This window comes from Ruminococcus sp. RTP21484sp1_RTP21281st1_A8_RTP21281_210402 (assembly GCF_040914025.1).
GTDB classification, from domain to species: Bacteria; Bacillota; Clostridia; order Lachnospirales; family Lachnospiraceae; genus Blautia_A; species Blautia_A faecis.
In genome coordinates this window covers 31,576-46,358 of record NZ_JBCPGE010000017.1, presented here as the reverse complement: position 1 = coordinate 46,358, position 14,783 = coordinate 31,576, and the positions used below count along the sequence as shown (strand labels likewise).

Here is a 14,783-nt window from a genome sequence, read left to right as displayed (position 1 = left end):
ACATGATTGAGATCATATCAGTAAAAGATATCAAAGACGCAACACCAGAGGAACTTGCAAATCTTCGCCGGAAGGGACTTCTTCCGGCGGAAGGAACCAGGAGAACATCTGGAAGACCTCTCAGCCCGTATGAGCGAACCAGAGCACAGGTGGCTGCTACTGGAAATAGATGGGCGATGGAAAACTTTATTGCCACGCACAGCTGAAAGGGGATGAAATAAATGAATTTGTATAGATATTATCAGCATGATGGATTCCGATGCGAAACTACAGCCGGAATTGTTAAAGCAAAAGACATGCAAGAGGCTGAAAAAATCGTAAAAAACCATTACGAAAAAGCATATCGAGGAGAATTCCAGCGCGATGGTTGGAAGCTGGAAGAAGTTGAGTTTTCTGATGATGGATGCAGCGAAATTTATTACGGGTGATTAATATGGCGAAGGTGTTATATAACTTATGCAAAAGGAATGGGACAGTGATGGAGTACTCCATCACTGGATCCGAAGTAGCTGAATTGATTAGCTGCAAAAAGCAGGATGTTTATAATTCTACGAGCTACGGCCAGATGATCCGGAAAGAATTTTACGTTGAAGTTGTAGACCGGCCACTGAGCCGAACGAAAGATCTTACATTACTTTTGGAATATGACCGGGTTTGTAGAGAAATTCTTGAGAGGTGTGGATGATGAAAGTATATAAAGCAGTGCATGAGAGAGAAAACAAGTGCAAGGAATTGCACAAAGAGATGAATATGAATGTAGGCCCGACCAGACTGGTCCAGCCGGACTTTTACCTGTTGGTCGATGTCGATGATATTCAGAAACAGGTAAATGCATTGAAAAATCAGGTAAACAGAATGAAGAGAACAGAAGCAAGGAGGAAATGGCGTTATGGAAGAAAAAATCATTAAGATACTGGAATTGGTCCAGATGAAAGAGGAAGGAATAGTTGAATTTACGGCGGAATCAAAAGCCTTGATCCATGAAGCTGCTGAAGAATGTCGGAAGCTTCCTTTGTACCAGGACAACAAAGACAAGGAGGAAACGTACAAAGAAGGGCTGACGGCGGGACAGGTATACGCTGATATGTGCTTCAAGATCATCAATGCCCCAACACCGTTTCATATGATGGCAGTACCTAAAATGATGCTACCGGTGATTGATGATAAATTGCAGGAAGAATTGAAAATGGAGGTAGAACATGACTGAATTAAAACCTTGCCCGTTTTGTGGTAGAGAAGCAGAGATAATAGCTGAAACGAAAAGAAATATCGGATTTACAATTTGGTGCGAATGCAAGGAGTGTAGCGCAAGAACTGAAGGATATTGCCCAAATATGGAAAACCCAGCGCACGCCATAAAAAGTATAGAAAGGTGTAAAGAAAAAGCGATAGAAAGTTGGAACAGGAGGACGAACGATGAGGTTGATTGATGCAGATAAACTTATTATGGCATTGAACGATTATGCACTGACAGAAGCGCCGGATGAAAGAGAATGTGCAGGTGAGAGAAGAATATCTAGTGCGGTATATTCTGCAATCCAGAATTGCATGAAAGCAGTAGAAGAACAGCCGACTGCTTTTGATGTGGAAAAGGTTACGGATGAAATTTTAAGAGCAAGCTGTATAGCAAGACCCATGGGGTGGAATCGTAAAAGAGAAATTATTGAAACGCACACGGCAATTGAAATCGTGAAAAGCGGTGGAGTTGAATGAGAGAAATTCTTTTTCTTGATGAGTTTGATCTGGAACATTATGAAGCAATTGGCAACATTTTCGACAATCCAGAATTAGCGCAAGGAAGTTTATGAGCCGGGATGATTACGCTTTTCCTTGCGCCGGCTGTCTTTGCGACCATTGTGCGAACAATTTGTACAGTTCAGACCAAATGGCGGGAGAAGCAAAGATATTTTGCTATGTTTGCGAGGAATGTCGATACTATGATGGGAACTTAAAAAATAAAGATATGAGATGCAAGCAGTGCGAAAATTATATCGTAACAAATGAACATGCTGAACGTTTGAGAAAAAAGATAAAGGTGGTAAAGAAATGAGGAAGATTAAGGAGAAACGTATGCAGAGTTATGTCCTTAGAGCCAGAAAAATGGTCCAAGAAGGAAAAAACAAAGAAGGGGCAGAAATGCTTAGTGAAGGATTGAACTATTACAGTAAAAATATCATTAAAGCTCTTACGCCATATGCAACTGCAGACGCCGGAATTATTTCTATGGTCCTGCGCAACTTGGCAGATGGTATCGAAAAGGATAATCCAGGAGCAAAAGAACTTCGCATGTGGACAGAAAACAACACCACAAAACCTGAATTGCAAGAAACAATTAAGGTAAAAAAACCCAATATGAGGTAGAAAATGACAAGAACTGAAACAACCAAATTCCTCGGAAAATTACTTACAGATACTCGCCTCGGAGGGGCTGGCTCGCACTGGGCCAGCGAGGTTAGTGTTGATCCATGGACACCGAAGGCAAGGCGGGTGGACTACATGGAATTTTCTCCGGCGAATCAATGCTCTGTGTCAGGAATAGAAAAAGGCATATTCACCTGCTATGAAATCAAGAGCTGCAAAGAGGATGTTTATAGCGGTAATGGTTTGAATTTCTTCGGGGAAAAGAATTACATTGTAACTACGATGGCGTGTTACAAAGACATTCTACCGGATTTCCGGAGTGGCAGATTTGCTAATTACATGAGCGAAAAGCACCCGGATTCGTCAACTTATTATGGCGTTATGGTTGCTATTCCGTTTTGGGGAGAGGCTACTGAAGAATTCAAAGACCCCACGCCATTAAGTGAGGACAGAAACTGGAAGTTGGAAATTGTATTACCTTGCAGGCAAGGGATAAGAACGAAGTCTATGACAGAATTACTGTTCTGCATGCTACGGAGCGGGCGTTAATAGGAGAGATTATAATGGATGTAAATGTACATGAAATTATTGTTTTAAGGGACAAAAAGGTACAGGCACGTACCCATAAGAAAAAGAGAATAAACAAAAAATGGGCAAAAAGATACGGTTTTAAAACATATGAAAATCAGTTGCTTGAAAACGGACAAATGATTGTAATGGGTCGGGAAATATACATGAATGAAAGAACGTACAAGGCATTGAAAAAACATGTTCGTTGACATTAAGGGGCAATCATTGAGAGGAGAATTAAGATGGCAATATTCCATAAAACATTGCAGCATCATGAAGATACAACAGAGAAAAGAGATATTTCTCAGGAAGATATAGAATTTCTGAAGAGATTACAGCTTGAGATGAATACTCAGGACACAACAGGAACAGCGGATCCTCGCTTCTGGGTTATTAAAGGCAGCGAGAGAGTAGTTGACAATGAAAATCCAGATGAACTTGTCCTGCAAGTAGATGGAAGCACCGTTACAAGCACAACGGAAGAAACAGTGAAGTATCTCAATGATAACATCTTGCCAGACTGCAATATCGATAGAGAAAACTGCAAAATTGAAACAGGGTACACATGGGATTTTAAACTGACGTACACGGAAGATGGAGAAGAAGAGTATGAGGATTTGTCAACGCAGGAAGTGAATGAATTTCTTGCCAACAATGGACATGATGGTACCATGATAATTGGTATTTCGATCAGACCATTTATGTACCCAAACACGATGTTTCTTACAGAGAAAGAAGCCAGGAAACATCTTGAGAGAAATTATTATCATTACTCAGAAGACGCACATACATATTGCATGGTTGCGTGGAGATCCCCGGAAGTAGAAAAATTATGGAAGATATTACGGGAAACAAAATGGGATTGCAAAGACAAAGAGCTTGAAAGCCATGAAGAAAAGTACATTTTGCATTACTGTATTTCTCTCATGCAGGAGCTGGTCGGATGTTTCGAAGAATGGTACAGATGGGTACATGGAGAAAATGCAATAGAAGAGCTGAGTGAAGAAGAAAGGTTCTGCTATAACATGTCGTATTTCCATATCGTTCAGGAATTGTTCTTGTTCAGGACATATCATTCCGGAGGGACATCAACGATGGCAAAATGCAGACAGCTTGGCGTTGATAGTGGAGATAACATTGAATTTAAGTTCAGCGAGGGGGAAGAGGATGACAGGTAAAGAATATCAGAATTTGGCCATGAGGACAAATGACCACAAAAATTCTGACAGGATAATTAAAAAGATTAATAATAACCAGCTTGTGAATAGTGACGAGCTGATCATACCGGATATTGGGGGTGTGCTGAATGGATGCCTGGGGCTTGCTGGAGAATCCGGAGAAGTATTAGATTTAATAAAAAAATGGGTATTTCATGAAAATGAGTTACATGTTGAACACTTGAAAAAAGAGCTTGGAGATGTGATGTGGTATGTTGCTATGATATGCGAATCCATGGAGTTGGATATAGATGAGATATTCCAGATGAATATAAATAAGTTGAAGGCAAGATATCCAGAAGGCTTCGATCCAGACAAAGCGAATCATAGAAGAACGGATGACATTTAAAGAAATAACTAAAGTAAGGAGAAGGACTGTTGGAATTATGTTAAAAAAATATGCGCTGAAAATGGGAGTAAGACCTTGCCCTTTCTGCGGAAAATATCCGACAATAGAAGGGCTTGCAGATAATCCAGGAATGTATGCAATCAGCTGCGAAGGAATCGAGAGCAATAGAGACAAAATAGGAGACCTTACCACAGAATGTGATCTCGTATCATTTGCTGGGAAAAACATATCAAGCGTAATAGAGGCCTGGAACAAACATTGCAGAGAAGCGGAGAGGTGAACGAATTGAGAAGTGTATTATTTTATATCGCAGGAGCTGCTACAGTAGGAGCGTTTTTTACATTATGGTGTGCCATAGCAGTACAGAGAGTGAGAAAAGAGAGTGAAGCATCCAAGTACGGAGAGCTTTGTGCGAGGATTCAGAAACAGATCGATGAAACAAGAATGAGAATTTCTTCTGTGAAAATGCAGCTTCATATAGCAGATCATGCTCTGGATCAGGCATTGCTCCAGTGGAAGTATGAGTATTTGATGAAACAGGAACAATGGCTTATCGAACTGATGTGCGGAAAAAGAGAAGAAGAAAAGCAAGAGGAAAAGCAATGAAGTGTAGTATCAGCACATATTATAAGATTTTGGACGCAGAATTATATAATTATGATGATGGTTATATGCAGCTGAATGTCGATATTGATACAAAAAACATCGATCTTGAAGAATATGTAAGCATGCAGAAAAAGAGCATTGCGGATATGTGCAATGTGCCGGAAGAAAAGGTAATTCCAATATCTCGATTAGAGTATGAAACATATACAGACGAGTAAAGAGAGGAAGCCCATATGTACAGTAAATGCCAGAAGTGTGGAAAGAAACTGACGGATCCCGAAAGCATCAAAAGGGGATATGGACCGGAATGTTGGAATAGCCTGACTACACATTATTACCGAAACCCTGTTGACTGGGAAAACTACAGAGTACCTGGGCAAATGAACATTGAGGATTTTTTGGATATGGGAGGTGGGGACAATGGCGATAAGAAAGATATGCCCTGAATGCGGGCAACAGTACGGCGCCAGACCAGCAGTGTCGAGAAAGGATAGGAAAACAGAAATATGTCCTGACTGTGGAACAAAGCAGGCACTTGACACTGTGAGGGATTTGTTGGGACCGGAAATGACCGATCAGCAATGGGAAGGATATAAAAGTGGATTTTTAAAAAGGTCGAGGGAGGGACAGCATGGACAGAACACTTTATAATGCCAGCGGGTGTAAGGATAAGACCGCTCATGATGCGATTTGTTCTGCATCAAAACCGCAGACACAGGTTTTCAGATCTGACTGGACGCGGAGAGACAACGAGGCAGATATGTTCGTAAAGATGGTGAAACGTCTGGCAAAAGGATTTAATTTTAAACTTTGCGACAGAATTCGATTTGAGGATCCGGAAACAGGAAAGAAATATTTGTGAGGTATGGCATGGACACAGAGAAAAAAGTACAATTCGTAGCACTGACAAAAGAGGAAATTGATGCAATGATTCAGCAGGCTGCCCTTGCCGGAGCGCAGGTTGCGTCTGATGCAATGATGGTAGGGCAGAGAAAAAGCGAGAAGGAGAAGATTGATCGTCGTTTGCATAATACTGATTTACTCCTTAGAAATTACAGAACTTTAAAGGCGAGCTACGAAAATGCCGTCTACAAGTCCAAGGAAGGGGAGGTTACAGAGGTGCTGGAAGACATCATGACCATGAAAGATGATAAGGTCATAGTGGAGAGCATCAAAACTTCGGCCAAAAGAACCGCTATCATGGTACAGCATATTGACAAAATGCTTGATGTATACCGTATCTATTGTAGCAAATTATCGGAAAAAGATAAGAGACGCTATAAGATTATTAAAGCCCTTTACATATCAAAGACGCCAATGACAATTGCAGAAATTTCAAAAAAATTTTCGGTCAGCAAGGTCACTGTTTACGAAGATATCAAAATTGCGAAAGAGCGCTTATCTTCGCTGTTTTTCGGAATTGACGGTCTGAAGTTTTTTTAATAAAATCAGAATAACGGAATCTGTTAACTTAACATTGACTTAATAACGAAAATGGTGTATGATATGCGAGTAAAATTTTAATCAAAAGCCATGAGCCACTGGGAAAAAACCAGTGGCTTTTTTAATGCAATCTTGGGAGGGAGGAAAGGATAGAAAGATGGGAATGCTCCTTTAAAATATTTTAGAGGAGATTACGCATGAATGGAGTAACAATATTATTTGTATATGCAGCTATCATGATCCTGGCAACAGTGATCCTGACAAAGAAAGAAAAAAATGTGGAACGCTTCTGTGTTGGAAGCCGTTCTGAAAACTGGCTGATGTCGGCTCTCAGCATTGCGGCAACATGGATCTGGGCTCCGGCATTATTTGTATCAACTGAGAAAGCATATTCTACCGGCTGGGTTGGCCTGTTCTGGTTTCTGGTTCCGAATGCCCTTTGCCTGGTGATATTCATTCCCTTTGCAAAGAAAATCCGGAAGGAAATGCCAGAGGGAATGACACTGTCTGGTTACATGAAAGAAAAATACCAATCCGATGGAGTGAAAAGGGTTTACCTGTTTCAGCTGATCGGACTGTCTGTTCTGTCAACAGGAGTTCAGCTTCTTGCGGGAAGCCAGATTCTTAGTGCAGTAACAGGAATTTCGTTCAAAACCATGACTATTTTGCTCGCTTGTATAGCAATTTCCTATTCTCTGTTCTCTGGAATTAAAGCATCTATGCTTACAGATGCTATTCAAATGGTATTCATGCTTGTTGCATGTAGCCTATTTGTAATATTCGGAGTAAGAAATACAGGAACACAGGGCATTATACAGGGCCTGAGTGGTATATCAGGAGACTGTACAATGCTCTTTTCTGGAAAAGGAGTAGAGATTTTCTTAGCCTTTGGGCTTCCGACAACGATAGGACTTTTATCCGGGCCGTTTGGAGATCAGAGCTTCTGGCAGAGGGCATTTGCAGTAAAAAAAGAGAAGCTGGGAAGAGCGTTTCTTCTTGGAGCAGTTCTTTTTGCGGTGGTTCCACTGTCAATGGGAATTCTTGGATTTATGGGAGCCGGTGCAGGATATCAGGCACAGAACCTTGGAATCATCAATTTTGAATTGATCCGCCACTTTTTCCCGTCCTGGGCAGTATTGCCGTTCCTTTTCATGATTGTTTCCGGTTTGCTGTCTACAGTGGATAGCAACCTGTGCGCAGTATCTTCGCTTACGACAGATATTGCAGGAGGAAAAGACATCAGGAAGACCAGAGCTGCAATGGCAGTGCTTCTGATCACTGGCATTCTGATTGCAAATATCCCGGGAATTACAGTGACACATCTGTTTTTGTTCTATGGCACACTGAGGGCGTCAACATTACTTCCAACAGTCATGACACTGAAAGGGGTAAGACTGAATGCAAAAGGGATTATCACAGGTGTGGTTGCTGCACTGGCTGTAGGGCTTCCTGTATTCGCCTACGGCAGCGTTTTGAATAGTGGACCATATAAAACACTGGGAAGCTTGCTGACAGTCCTGTTGAGCGGACTTATCGCCTTGGCTGCTTCCAGAAAGGAGAGACACTATGCTCGGTAGAAAACAATCCGTTCGAAATAATGAAGACTGGAAGAGTGCGCTTGATCACATTGAAGAGACGGTGCCAAAGAAAGAACTGGATTCCCTTGTGAAAAAGACAGTGAAAGACATCAAAGAGAAATGCAAGGGGAAAAAGGCAGCCTATGCATGGAGTGCGGGAAAAGACTCACTGGTACTTGGAGAGATATGCGAGAAAGCCGGTATTGATCAGAGCGTCCTTGTAAGGTGTAATCTGGAATATCCGGCATTTATTGCATGGATAGAGCAGAATAAACCTTCTGACCTTGAGATTATCAATACCGGACAGGATATGGAATGGCTGAAAAAGCATCCGGATATGCTGTTTCCGGATAAAAGCAATAAGGCAGCACAGTGGTTTCATATCGTACAGCACAGAGGACAGGCGAGATATTATAAAGAACACCAGCTGGAAATACTCCTGCTCGGACGCAGGAAGGCTGATGGCAATTATGTTGGAAAAGATAATATCTACACTAATTCAGCCGGAATCACCAGATACAGCCCTCTTGCAGAGTGGAGGCACGAAGATATCCTTGCATACATTCACTATTATGATGTGAAGCTCCCACCCATATATGACTGGGAGAAAGGATATTTATGCGGCACACATCCATGGCCTGCCAGACAGTACATGGAGACAGAACAGCAGGGCTGGAAAGAAGTTTACGACATTGATAAGACCATAGTTGAAAATGCGGCACAGCATTTCGATGGAGCCAGAGATTTTTTAAAAGCTATCAAATAGCCGGTTGCAGCCGGAGGCCATTGCCCTTCAGAAATGGAGGACAAAATGAAGGTTATTAAAAAGAGACTGGATGATCTTAAACATCCAGAGAAAAATGTCAGAATTCATTCTGAACAGCAGATCAGGGAACTGAAACGCTCCCTTGAGAAGTTTGGACAGACCAGAGCCCTTGTTGTGGATGAAAATAATGTGATTCTGATCGGGAATGGCTTATATGAGGCTATGGTGAGCCTTGGTTATCAGGAGGCATCCGTATATGTAAAAACGGAACTTTCTGAAAATGATAAAAAGAAGCTTATGATAGCCGACAATAAGACTTATGCTCTTGGAATTGATAATCTGGATACACTGAATGAGTTTCTTGAGGAATTGCAGGGCGATCTGGACATTCCGGGATACGATGAAGAAATATTACAGCAGATGGTCGCGGATGCAGACGAAGTAACTGAGAAAATCTCTGAATATGGAACATTGGACGAATCAGAGATCCAGAAGATAAAGGAAGCCAATGAGAAACGGGAGCAGAAAGCGGCAGCAGCGGAAATATCTGACAATAATTCAGAGAACAGTTCAGAAAATCCGAACACTTCAGACAACCAATCGTCGGAAAGGCAGAATACCACTGAAACAGAACCGGAAATAACAGAAACCCGGAAGTTTGTTATCTGCCCGAACTGCGGTGAAAAGATATGGCTGTAAAACGTTGTGAAGCCAATATCGATGTTGTGAAAGCTGCAGAGATCCGGATAAAAAACGTGTTCGGAAACGGGCTACCAGTGTTCTTTTCTTTCAGTGGGGGAAAGGACAGCTTATGCGTGGCGCAGCTGATGGTCAATCTGGCCAATCGAGGTGAGATTGACATGAAACAACTTACAGTGCAGTTTATAGATGAAGAAGCAATCTTTCCTTGCATGGAGGATATGACAAAGAAGTGGCGGCGCATCTTTATGATGATGGGAGCAAAGTTTGAATGGTATTGCGTAGAAGTAAAACATTTTAACTGCTTCAATGAACTGTCAAATGATGAAACATTTATCTGCTGGGATTCCGCAAAACAAGACGTATGGGTAAGACAGCCGCCTTCCTTTGCGATAAGGAACCATAAACTGTTACGTCCAAGGATTGATGCTTATCAGGATTTCCTGCCAAGGACAACCGTATCAGGAATTACAATGGTCGGTATCCGTACAGCGGAATCTGTACAGAGGCTTCAGAATATTGCGTCTATGACAAAAGCAGGAAACAAAATGACTGCAAAGAAGCAGGTATTTCCCATTTATGATTGGACGGACAATGATGTCTGGCTCTTCCTTCTGAGAAATCATGTAGATATCCCGGAGATATATTTGTTCCTCTGGCAGTCAGGATCCAGTAAAAGGCAGATGCGAGTATCCCAGTTCTTTTCTGTTGATACAGCAAGAAGCCTTGTGAAGATGAATGAGTATTATCCAGATCTTATGGAACGGATCATTAGAAGAGAACCGAACGCTTATCTGGCTGCCCTGTATTGGGACAGCGAGATGTTCGGCAGAAGTTCCAGAAAAAGGAAAGAGGCGGAAGAGGGACAGGAGCAGAGAGATTATCGGCAGGAGCTGATACATCTTTTTAATCACATGGACGTTTTTTTCGACACTCCGCATAAAAGGCATGTGGCAGAACGATACCGTAATTTCTTTATGGCGGTATCAGCAATAGCTACATCGGCCGATTGCAAGCACATATACGAAGGACTGATATCCGGAGATCCCAAAATGAGGGCATTCCGGGCACTGTACCAGAGAGTATATGGACGTTATATCAACGATGCGAAGAAAGGAGAACACCATGGACAATAAGCTGTCAGCACCATCTAGGACCATGCATTGGGTAGATAGGAATAAGATCAAACCAAATGATTACAATCCGAACAAAGTTTCGAGACAAAATCTGGAACTGCTCACACAGTCTATCTTTACAAACGGATGGACGCTGCCAATTGTGGTAAGACCAGACGGTACTATTATTGATGGATTCCACAGATGGACGGTTGCAGGACCTGACTGGAAGTACGTTCCTCCTTCGGAAGAAGATGATCGCAGGACATTATACGAACGTCTTGAGGGAAAAGTGCTTGTAGTGATTGTTGATCATAAAGATAAAGCGAAAAATATTTACGGTACCGTTACCCATAATAGGGCAAGAGGTACCCATTTGCTAGAACCTATGAAGAAAATCGTTAAAGAACTCATGGACGAAGGCAAAACAGTTGAAGAAATCGGAAAACAGCTTGGAATGAGACCGGAGGAGATCTTCCGATTGTCAGATTTTTCAAAAGAAGACTTCTTGAAGATGATGACAAAAGGGGTGACGGGCTATTCAAAAGCTGAATTTATTACAAAAATTTAATGTTGTTCTACGACATATAGAACAGAAAGCAGGGAGAGGGAGAGCAACCTCTCCCTTTTGCATATGCCGAAATAAGATGATGGAGGGGAGGGGTGTACATTGGCAAGGGCAAGAAGTCCCAACAGCATTGAAGCTGAGGAAATGTATAAGAACGGGATGAAACTTGTTGACATTGCCAAGAAGTTGGACGTCCCGGCCAGCACAGTTCGGCGGTGGAAATCAACACAGAATTGGGACGGAAAGACAAAAGGAAAGAAAAACGAACGTTCGCAAAAGAAAAAAGCGAACGCTCGCCATAAAGGTGGACAGCCTGGGAACAGAAATGCAGTTGGAAATAAGGGCGGTCCACTGAAACCGGGAGATAAGATTGCAGAGAAACACGGAGCATATTCCTCTGTATATTGGGATGTCCTTGATGAGTCTGAAAAAGATATGATCGAAGATATCCCGATGGATGAAGAAATGCTTCTGATCGAACAGATTCAGCTCTTTGCTGTGAGGGAAAGAAGGATCATGATTGCAATCAATAAATACCGGAACATGAAAGGTGAAGTATCCCTGTATGGATTCAACCGAAGCGAAAGCAAAAGGACATTCAAAACAGAAGAGGACAAGCAGCTCTATGAAGAACGCATAGAGAAAAAAATATCTGCTGAAGAACGTCTGCCGGGAGATATGTATAACATGCAAACCACGATGGAAAACAAGGACAATATGATCGCCAGACTTGAAAAAGAGCTGTCAACTGTACAGTCAAAGAAGACCAAGGCTATTGAAGCACTTGCGAAGCTGAGACTTGAAAAGCAGAAGATTGCCGGAGAAAGCAAGGGCAATGAGGTTGTTCGTGCATGGGCCGAAGCTGTGGTAAAAGCAAGGGAAGGAGAGAACAAAGATGGATGATATACAGTTCTCTGAATTCCTTGATGAAAGTATACCGCTGTGGCGTGATGATCCGGTTATGTTCTTCCGGGAGGTGCTCAGTTTTGAGCCTGATGAATGGCAAGCGCAAGCAGCAAGAGACCTGGCTGCAAACCCAAAGGTAAGTATTAAGTCAGGGCAGGGTGTTGGAAAGACTGGTCTTGAGGCAGCAGTATTCCTGTGGTTTATTACCTGTTTCCCATATCCGAGAATCGTTGCGACAGCACCAACCAAACAGCAGTTGCACGATGTCCTCTGGTCTGAGATTTCCAAGTGGATGAGCAAGTCTGAATTGCTCTCAATGCTTCTTAAATGGACAAAGACATATGTTTATATGGTTGGCAATGAAAAGCGTTGGTTTGGCGTTGCCAGGACTGCTACAAAGCCAGAGAACATGCAAGGTTTCCATGAAGATAATATGCTTTTTATCGTTGATGAAGCTTCTGGTGTTGCGGATCCGATCATGGAAGCTATCCTTGGTACCTTATCTGGAGCAAATAATAAACTTCTTCTGTGCGGAAACCCAACGCGAACATCTGGAACATTCTATGATTCACATACCAGAGACAGGGCGTTGTATAAATGCCACACTGTATCATCTGCAGACAGCAGCAGAACGAACAAAGAAAACATTGATTCGCTCATAAGAAAGTATGGATGGGATTCGAATGTGGTTCGCGTCCGTGTCCGTGGAGAATTCCCAAATCAAGAAGATGATGTATTTATTCCGCTAAGCTTGATCGAGCAGTGTAGTAGCAAAATGCTAGAGCTTGATGATACGGACGGAATGCAGTTTGTGTCACTTGGGGTGGATGTGGCCCGTTTCGGAGACGATGAAACGATCATATATCGTAATTATCATGGTCATTGCAAAATAGTCCGAAACAGGCGAGGACAGAACCTGATGGCCACTGTAGGCGACATCGTAAAGGAATTTAAAAAAATATACAGGGAATATTCAAAGTATGAAGGCAAGGTGTATGTGCAGATTGATGATACCGGTCTTGGCGGAGGTGTTACCGACCGCCTAAAGGAAGTCCGGAAAGAACAGAAGCTGCATAAGATGCAGATCATTCCGATAAATGCAGCAGAAAAGATTGAGACCGATACGGCAGCAGGTAAAGATGCAGCTGAAAGATATAATAATCTGACAACTGCAATGTGGGCCAGTATGCGAGACCTCCTTGATAACAAACAGATTGTTATTGAAGATGATGAGCAGACAATCGGACAGCTTTCCTCCAGAAAATACACAATGGCGAGCAACGGAAAGCTTGAAATCGAATCAAAAAAGGAAATGAAGAAAAGGGGGCTGGATTCTCCCGACCGAGCAGATGCTCTTGCTTTGGCATTGTATCTCGGAAAGATCAAGAAACACACAGGCACAGCACCTGGAGTCAAAGAATTACAGGAGCTGACCAAAGACAATTACTGGGGCTGATATAGCCGGAAAGAGGGGTGATGAAGATGAAAGAGTATGGACGGATTGGACAGAAACGATGGGAAGGACAGTTTTATGAAGAATTTCTTCCGGAACTGTCTGGAATGCGTGGGATAAAGGTATTTAAAGAAATGAAAGAGAATGACGATACCGTTGGAGCCATTCTTTTTGCAATTAAGATGATGATCCGGCAGGTTGAGTGGCATGTAGAGCCGGGAGGTGACAGTGCCAAAGACAAAGAAGCTGCAGAGTTTGTTGAAAGCTGTATGGGCGACATGCAGGCCACATGGACAGATACCATTTCGGAAATCCTGTCATTCCTACCTTACGGTTGGAGTTTCCATGAGATTGTATATAAGCGCCGAATGGGTAAAACAAAGAACCGAAGATCATCAAGCAAATACTCTGATGGATTGATAGGCTGGCAGAAACTTCCTCCGAGAGCACAGGATACCTTGTATCGCTGGGAATATGATGATAGTGACAATCTGATTGGAATGACACAGCAACCGCCTCCGGATTATGGACTGTTTACTATACCGATGAGTAAAGCAATGCTATTCCGAACGGAGAGCGTAAAAGACAATCCGGAAGGTCGGAGTATTTTAAGAAACGCATATCGCTCCTGGTATTTTAAACGGAGAATCCAGGAAATTGAAGCTATCGGAATTGAGCGAGATCTTGCAGGTCTGCCAGTTATTCATGCTCCTGAAGATTTGGAAATATGGGATAGTCACGATCCTGACATGGTTAAAATTAATGGAGCACTTATTGCCATGGTAAAGAACCTTCGCAGAAATGAATCTGAAGGGCTTGTTCTTCCACATGGATACGAAGCGGAACTTCTGAGCACCGGAGGCACAAGACAATTTGACACCAATGCAATCATAAACAGATACGATACGAAGATTGCCCAGACAGTCCTTGCAGATTTTATTATGTTGGGACATGAAAAGACGGGAAGCTTCGCACTAAGCTCTGACAAGACAGAATTGTTTTCTGTTGCGCTCGGAGCTTTTTTAGATGTTATTTGCGAGACGTTCAATAACCAGGGCATTCCTTCGTTGATAGACATCAATGGTTCCCATTTCGATGGGATTGAGGACTATCCTACACTCGCCCATGGAGATGTGGACAAACGGGATATCAC

General features: G+C 42.4%; 26 protein-coding genes. All 26 read left to right on the top strand.

Annotated elements, in window-relative coordinates:
- The first annotated feature begins 2 nt into the window (after positions 1-2).
- Positions 3-206 carry a hypothetical protein gene (locus AB5170_RS10015; RefSeq protein WP_021652410.1) on the top strand — a complete coding sequence of 68 codons (204 nt, stop codon included), beginning with the start codon at positions 3-5 and terminating at the stop codon, positions 204-206.
- A 15-nt stretch (positions 207-221) separates the two neighbouring features.
- Complete coding sequence (locus tag AB5170_RS10010) at positions 222-428, top strand: hypothetical protein (RefSeq protein ID WP_021652411.1); 207 nt, start codon at positions 222-224, stop codon at positions 426-428.
- Between the two features lie 253 nt (positions 429-681).
- The gene (locus AB5170_RS10005) at positions 682-909 is read left to right on the top strand and encodes a hypothetical protein (protein ID WP_021652413.1); all 228 of its coding nucleotides are present in this window, start codon (positions 682-684) and stop codon (positions 907-909) included.
- Entirely contained in the window at positions 890-1,207 is a 318-nt protein-coding gene (locus tag AB5170_RS10000; protein WP_021652414.1) for a hypothetical protein, read from the top strand. Before AB5170_RS10005 ends, AB5170_RS10000 begins: the two co-directional genes overlap by 20 nt.
- Positions 1,200-1,430, top strand: coding sequence for a Lar family restriction alleviation protein (locus AB5170_RS09995; RefSeq protein ID WP_021652415.1), 231 nt, complete (start codon positions 1,200-1,202; stop codon positions 1,428-1,430). The genes AB5170_RS10000 and AB5170_RS09995 overlap by 8 nt, the downstream gene beginning before the upstream one ends.
- Positions 1,417-1,713: a hypothetical protein gene (locus AB5170_RS09990; RefSeq protein ID WP_021652416.1), complete on the top strand. Its 297-nt coding sequence runs from the start codon at positions 1,417-1,419 to the stop codon at positions 1,711-1,713. Before AB5170_RS09995 ends, AB5170_RS09990 begins: the two co-directional genes overlap by 14 nt.
- Before the next feature lie 357 nt (positions 1,714-2,070).
- Positions 2,071-2,361, top strand: a complete 291-nt coding sequence (locus AB5170_RS09985; RefSeq protein ID WP_368361551.1) for a hypothetical protein — start codon at positions 2,071-2,073, stop codon at positions 2,359-2,361.
- Positions 2,362-2,364: 3 nt separating this feature from the next.
- Positions 2,365-2,910 carry a hypothetical protein gene (locus tag AB5170_RS09980; protein ID WP_021652419.1) on the top strand — a complete coding sequence of 182 codons (546 nt, stop codon included), beginning with the start codon at positions 2,365-2,367 and terminating at the stop codon, positions 2,908-2,910.
- A 14-nt stretch (positions 2,911-2,924) separates the two neighbouring features.
- Complete coding sequence (locus AB5170_RS09975) at positions 2,925-3,140, top strand: hypothetical protein (protein ID WP_021652420.1); 216 nt, start codon at positions 2,925-2,927, stop codon at positions 3,138-3,140.
- A 33-nt stretch (positions 3,141-3,173) separates the two neighbouring features.
- Positions 3,174-4,109 carry a hypothetical protein gene (locus tag AB5170_RS09970; RefSeq protein ID WP_021652421.1) on the top strand — a complete coding sequence of 312 codons (936 nt, stop codon included), beginning with the start codon at positions 3,174-3,176 and terminating at the stop codon, positions 4,107-4,109.
- The gene (locus tag AB5170_RS09965; protein WP_021652422.1) at positions 4,099-4,497 is read left to right on the top strand and encodes a nucleoside triphosphate pyrophosphohydrolase family protein; all 399 of its coding nucleotides are present in this window, start codon (positions 4,099-4,101) and stop codon (positions 4,495-4,497) included. Before AB5170_RS09970 ends, AB5170_RS09965 begins: the two co-directional genes overlap by 11 nt.
- A complete protein-coding gene (locus tag AB5170_RS09960; RefSeq protein ID WP_021652423.1) occupies positions 4,487-4,777 on the top strand; it encodes a hypothetical protein in 291 nt (96 codons plus the stop codon). The genes AB5170_RS09965 and AB5170_RS09960 overlap by 11 nt, the downstream gene beginning before the upstream one ends.
- Before the next feature lie 5 nt (positions 4,778-4,782).
- Complete coding sequence (locus AB5170_RS09955; protein ID WP_368361550.1) at positions 4,783-5,103, top strand: hypothetical protein; 321 nt, start codon at positions 4,783-4,785, stop codon at positions 5,101-5,103.
- Positions 5,100-5,321, top strand: a complete 222-nt coding sequence (locus tag AB5170_RS09950; protein ID WP_368361549.1) for a hypothetical protein — start codon at positions 5,100-5,102, stop codon at positions 5,319-5,321. The genes AB5170_RS09955 and AB5170_RS09950 overlap by 4 nt, the downstream gene beginning before the upstream one ends.
- A gap of 15 nt (positions 5,322-5,336) precedes the next feature.
- Positions 5,337-5,549: a DUF6011 domain-containing protein gene (locus AB5170_RS09945; RefSeq protein WP_021652426.1), complete on the top strand. Its 213-nt coding sequence runs from the start codon at positions 5,337-5,339 to the stop codon at positions 5,547-5,549.
- A complete protein-coding gene (locus AB5170_RS09940; protein WP_021652427.1) occupies positions 5,524-5,754 on the top strand; it encodes a hypothetical protein in 231 nt (76 codons plus the stop codon). Before AB5170_RS09945 ends, AB5170_RS09940 begins: the two co-directional genes overlap by 26 nt.
- Positions 5,735-5,965 (top strand): hypothetical protein, encoded by a 231-nt coding sequence (locus tag AB5170_RS09935; RefSeq protein WP_021652428.1) that lies wholly within the window; start codon positions 5,735-5,737, stop codon positions 5,963-5,965. The genes AB5170_RS09940 and AB5170_RS09935 overlap by 20 nt, the downstream gene beginning before the upstream one ends.
- A gap of 8 nt (positions 5,966-5,973) precedes the next feature.
- Complete coding sequence (locus AB5170_RS09930; RefSeq protein WP_021652429.1) at positions 5,974-6,546, top strand: helix-turn-helix domain-containing protein; 573 nt, start codon at positions 5,974-5,976, stop codon at positions 6,544-6,546.
- 197 nt (positions 6,547-6,743) lie between these two features.
- The gene (locus AB5170_RS09925; protein WP_021652430.1) at positions 6,744-8,123 is read left to right on the top strand and encodes a transporter SSS family; all 1,380 of its coding nucleotides are present in this window, start codon (positions 6,744-6,746) and stop codon (positions 8,121-8,123) included.
- Entirely contained in the window at positions 8,113-8,889 is a 777-nt protein-coding gene (locus AB5170_RS09920) for a phosphoadenosine phosphosulfate reductase family protein (RefSeq protein WP_021652431.1), read from the top strand. Before AB5170_RS09925 ends, AB5170_RS09920 begins: the two co-directional genes overlap by 11 nt.
- A gap of 45 nt (positions 8,890-8,934) precedes the next feature.
- A complete protein-coding gene (locus tag AB5170_RS09915) occupies positions 8,935-9,588 on the top strand; it encodes a ParB/Srx family N-terminal domain-containing protein (RefSeq protein WP_044962048.1) in 654 nt (217 codons plus the stop codon).
- Complete coding sequence (locus AB5170_RS09910; protein WP_021652433.1) at positions 9,579-10,724, top strand: phosphoadenosine phosphosulfate reductase family protein; 1,146 nt, start codon at positions 9,579-9,581, stop codon at positions 10,722-10,724. The genes AB5170_RS09915 and AB5170_RS09910 overlap by 10 nt, the downstream gene beginning before the upstream one ends.
- The gene (locus AB5170_RS09905; protein ID WP_021652434.1) at positions 10,714-11,274 is read left to right on the top strand and encodes a ParB N-terminal domain-containing protein; all 561 of its coding nucleotides are present in this window, start codon (positions 10,714-10,716) and stop codon (positions 11,272-11,274) included. Before AB5170_RS09910 ends, AB5170_RS09905 begins: the two co-directional genes overlap by 11 nt.
- A gap of 99 nt (positions 11,275-11,373) precedes the next feature.
- The gene (terS, locus tag AB5170_RS09900; RefSeq protein ID WP_021652435.1) at positions 11,374-12,174 is read left to right on the top strand and encodes a phage terminase small subunit; all 801 of its coding nucleotides are present in this window, start codon (positions 11,374-11,376) and stop codon (positions 12,172-12,174) included.
- Complete coding sequence (locus tag AB5170_RS09895; protein WP_021652436.1) at positions 12,167-13,633, top strand: DEAD/DEAH box helicase family protein; 1,467 nt, start codon at positions 12,167-12,169, stop codon at positions 13,631-13,633. The genes terS and AB5170_RS09895 overlap by 8 nt, the downstream gene beginning before the upstream one ends.
- A 20-nt stretch (positions 13,634-13,653) precedes the next feature.
- Positions 13,654-14,783 (top strand): hypothetical protein (locus tag AB5170_RS09890; RefSeq protein WP_368365061.1); only part of this gene is annotated, 1,130 nt, incomplete at its 3' end.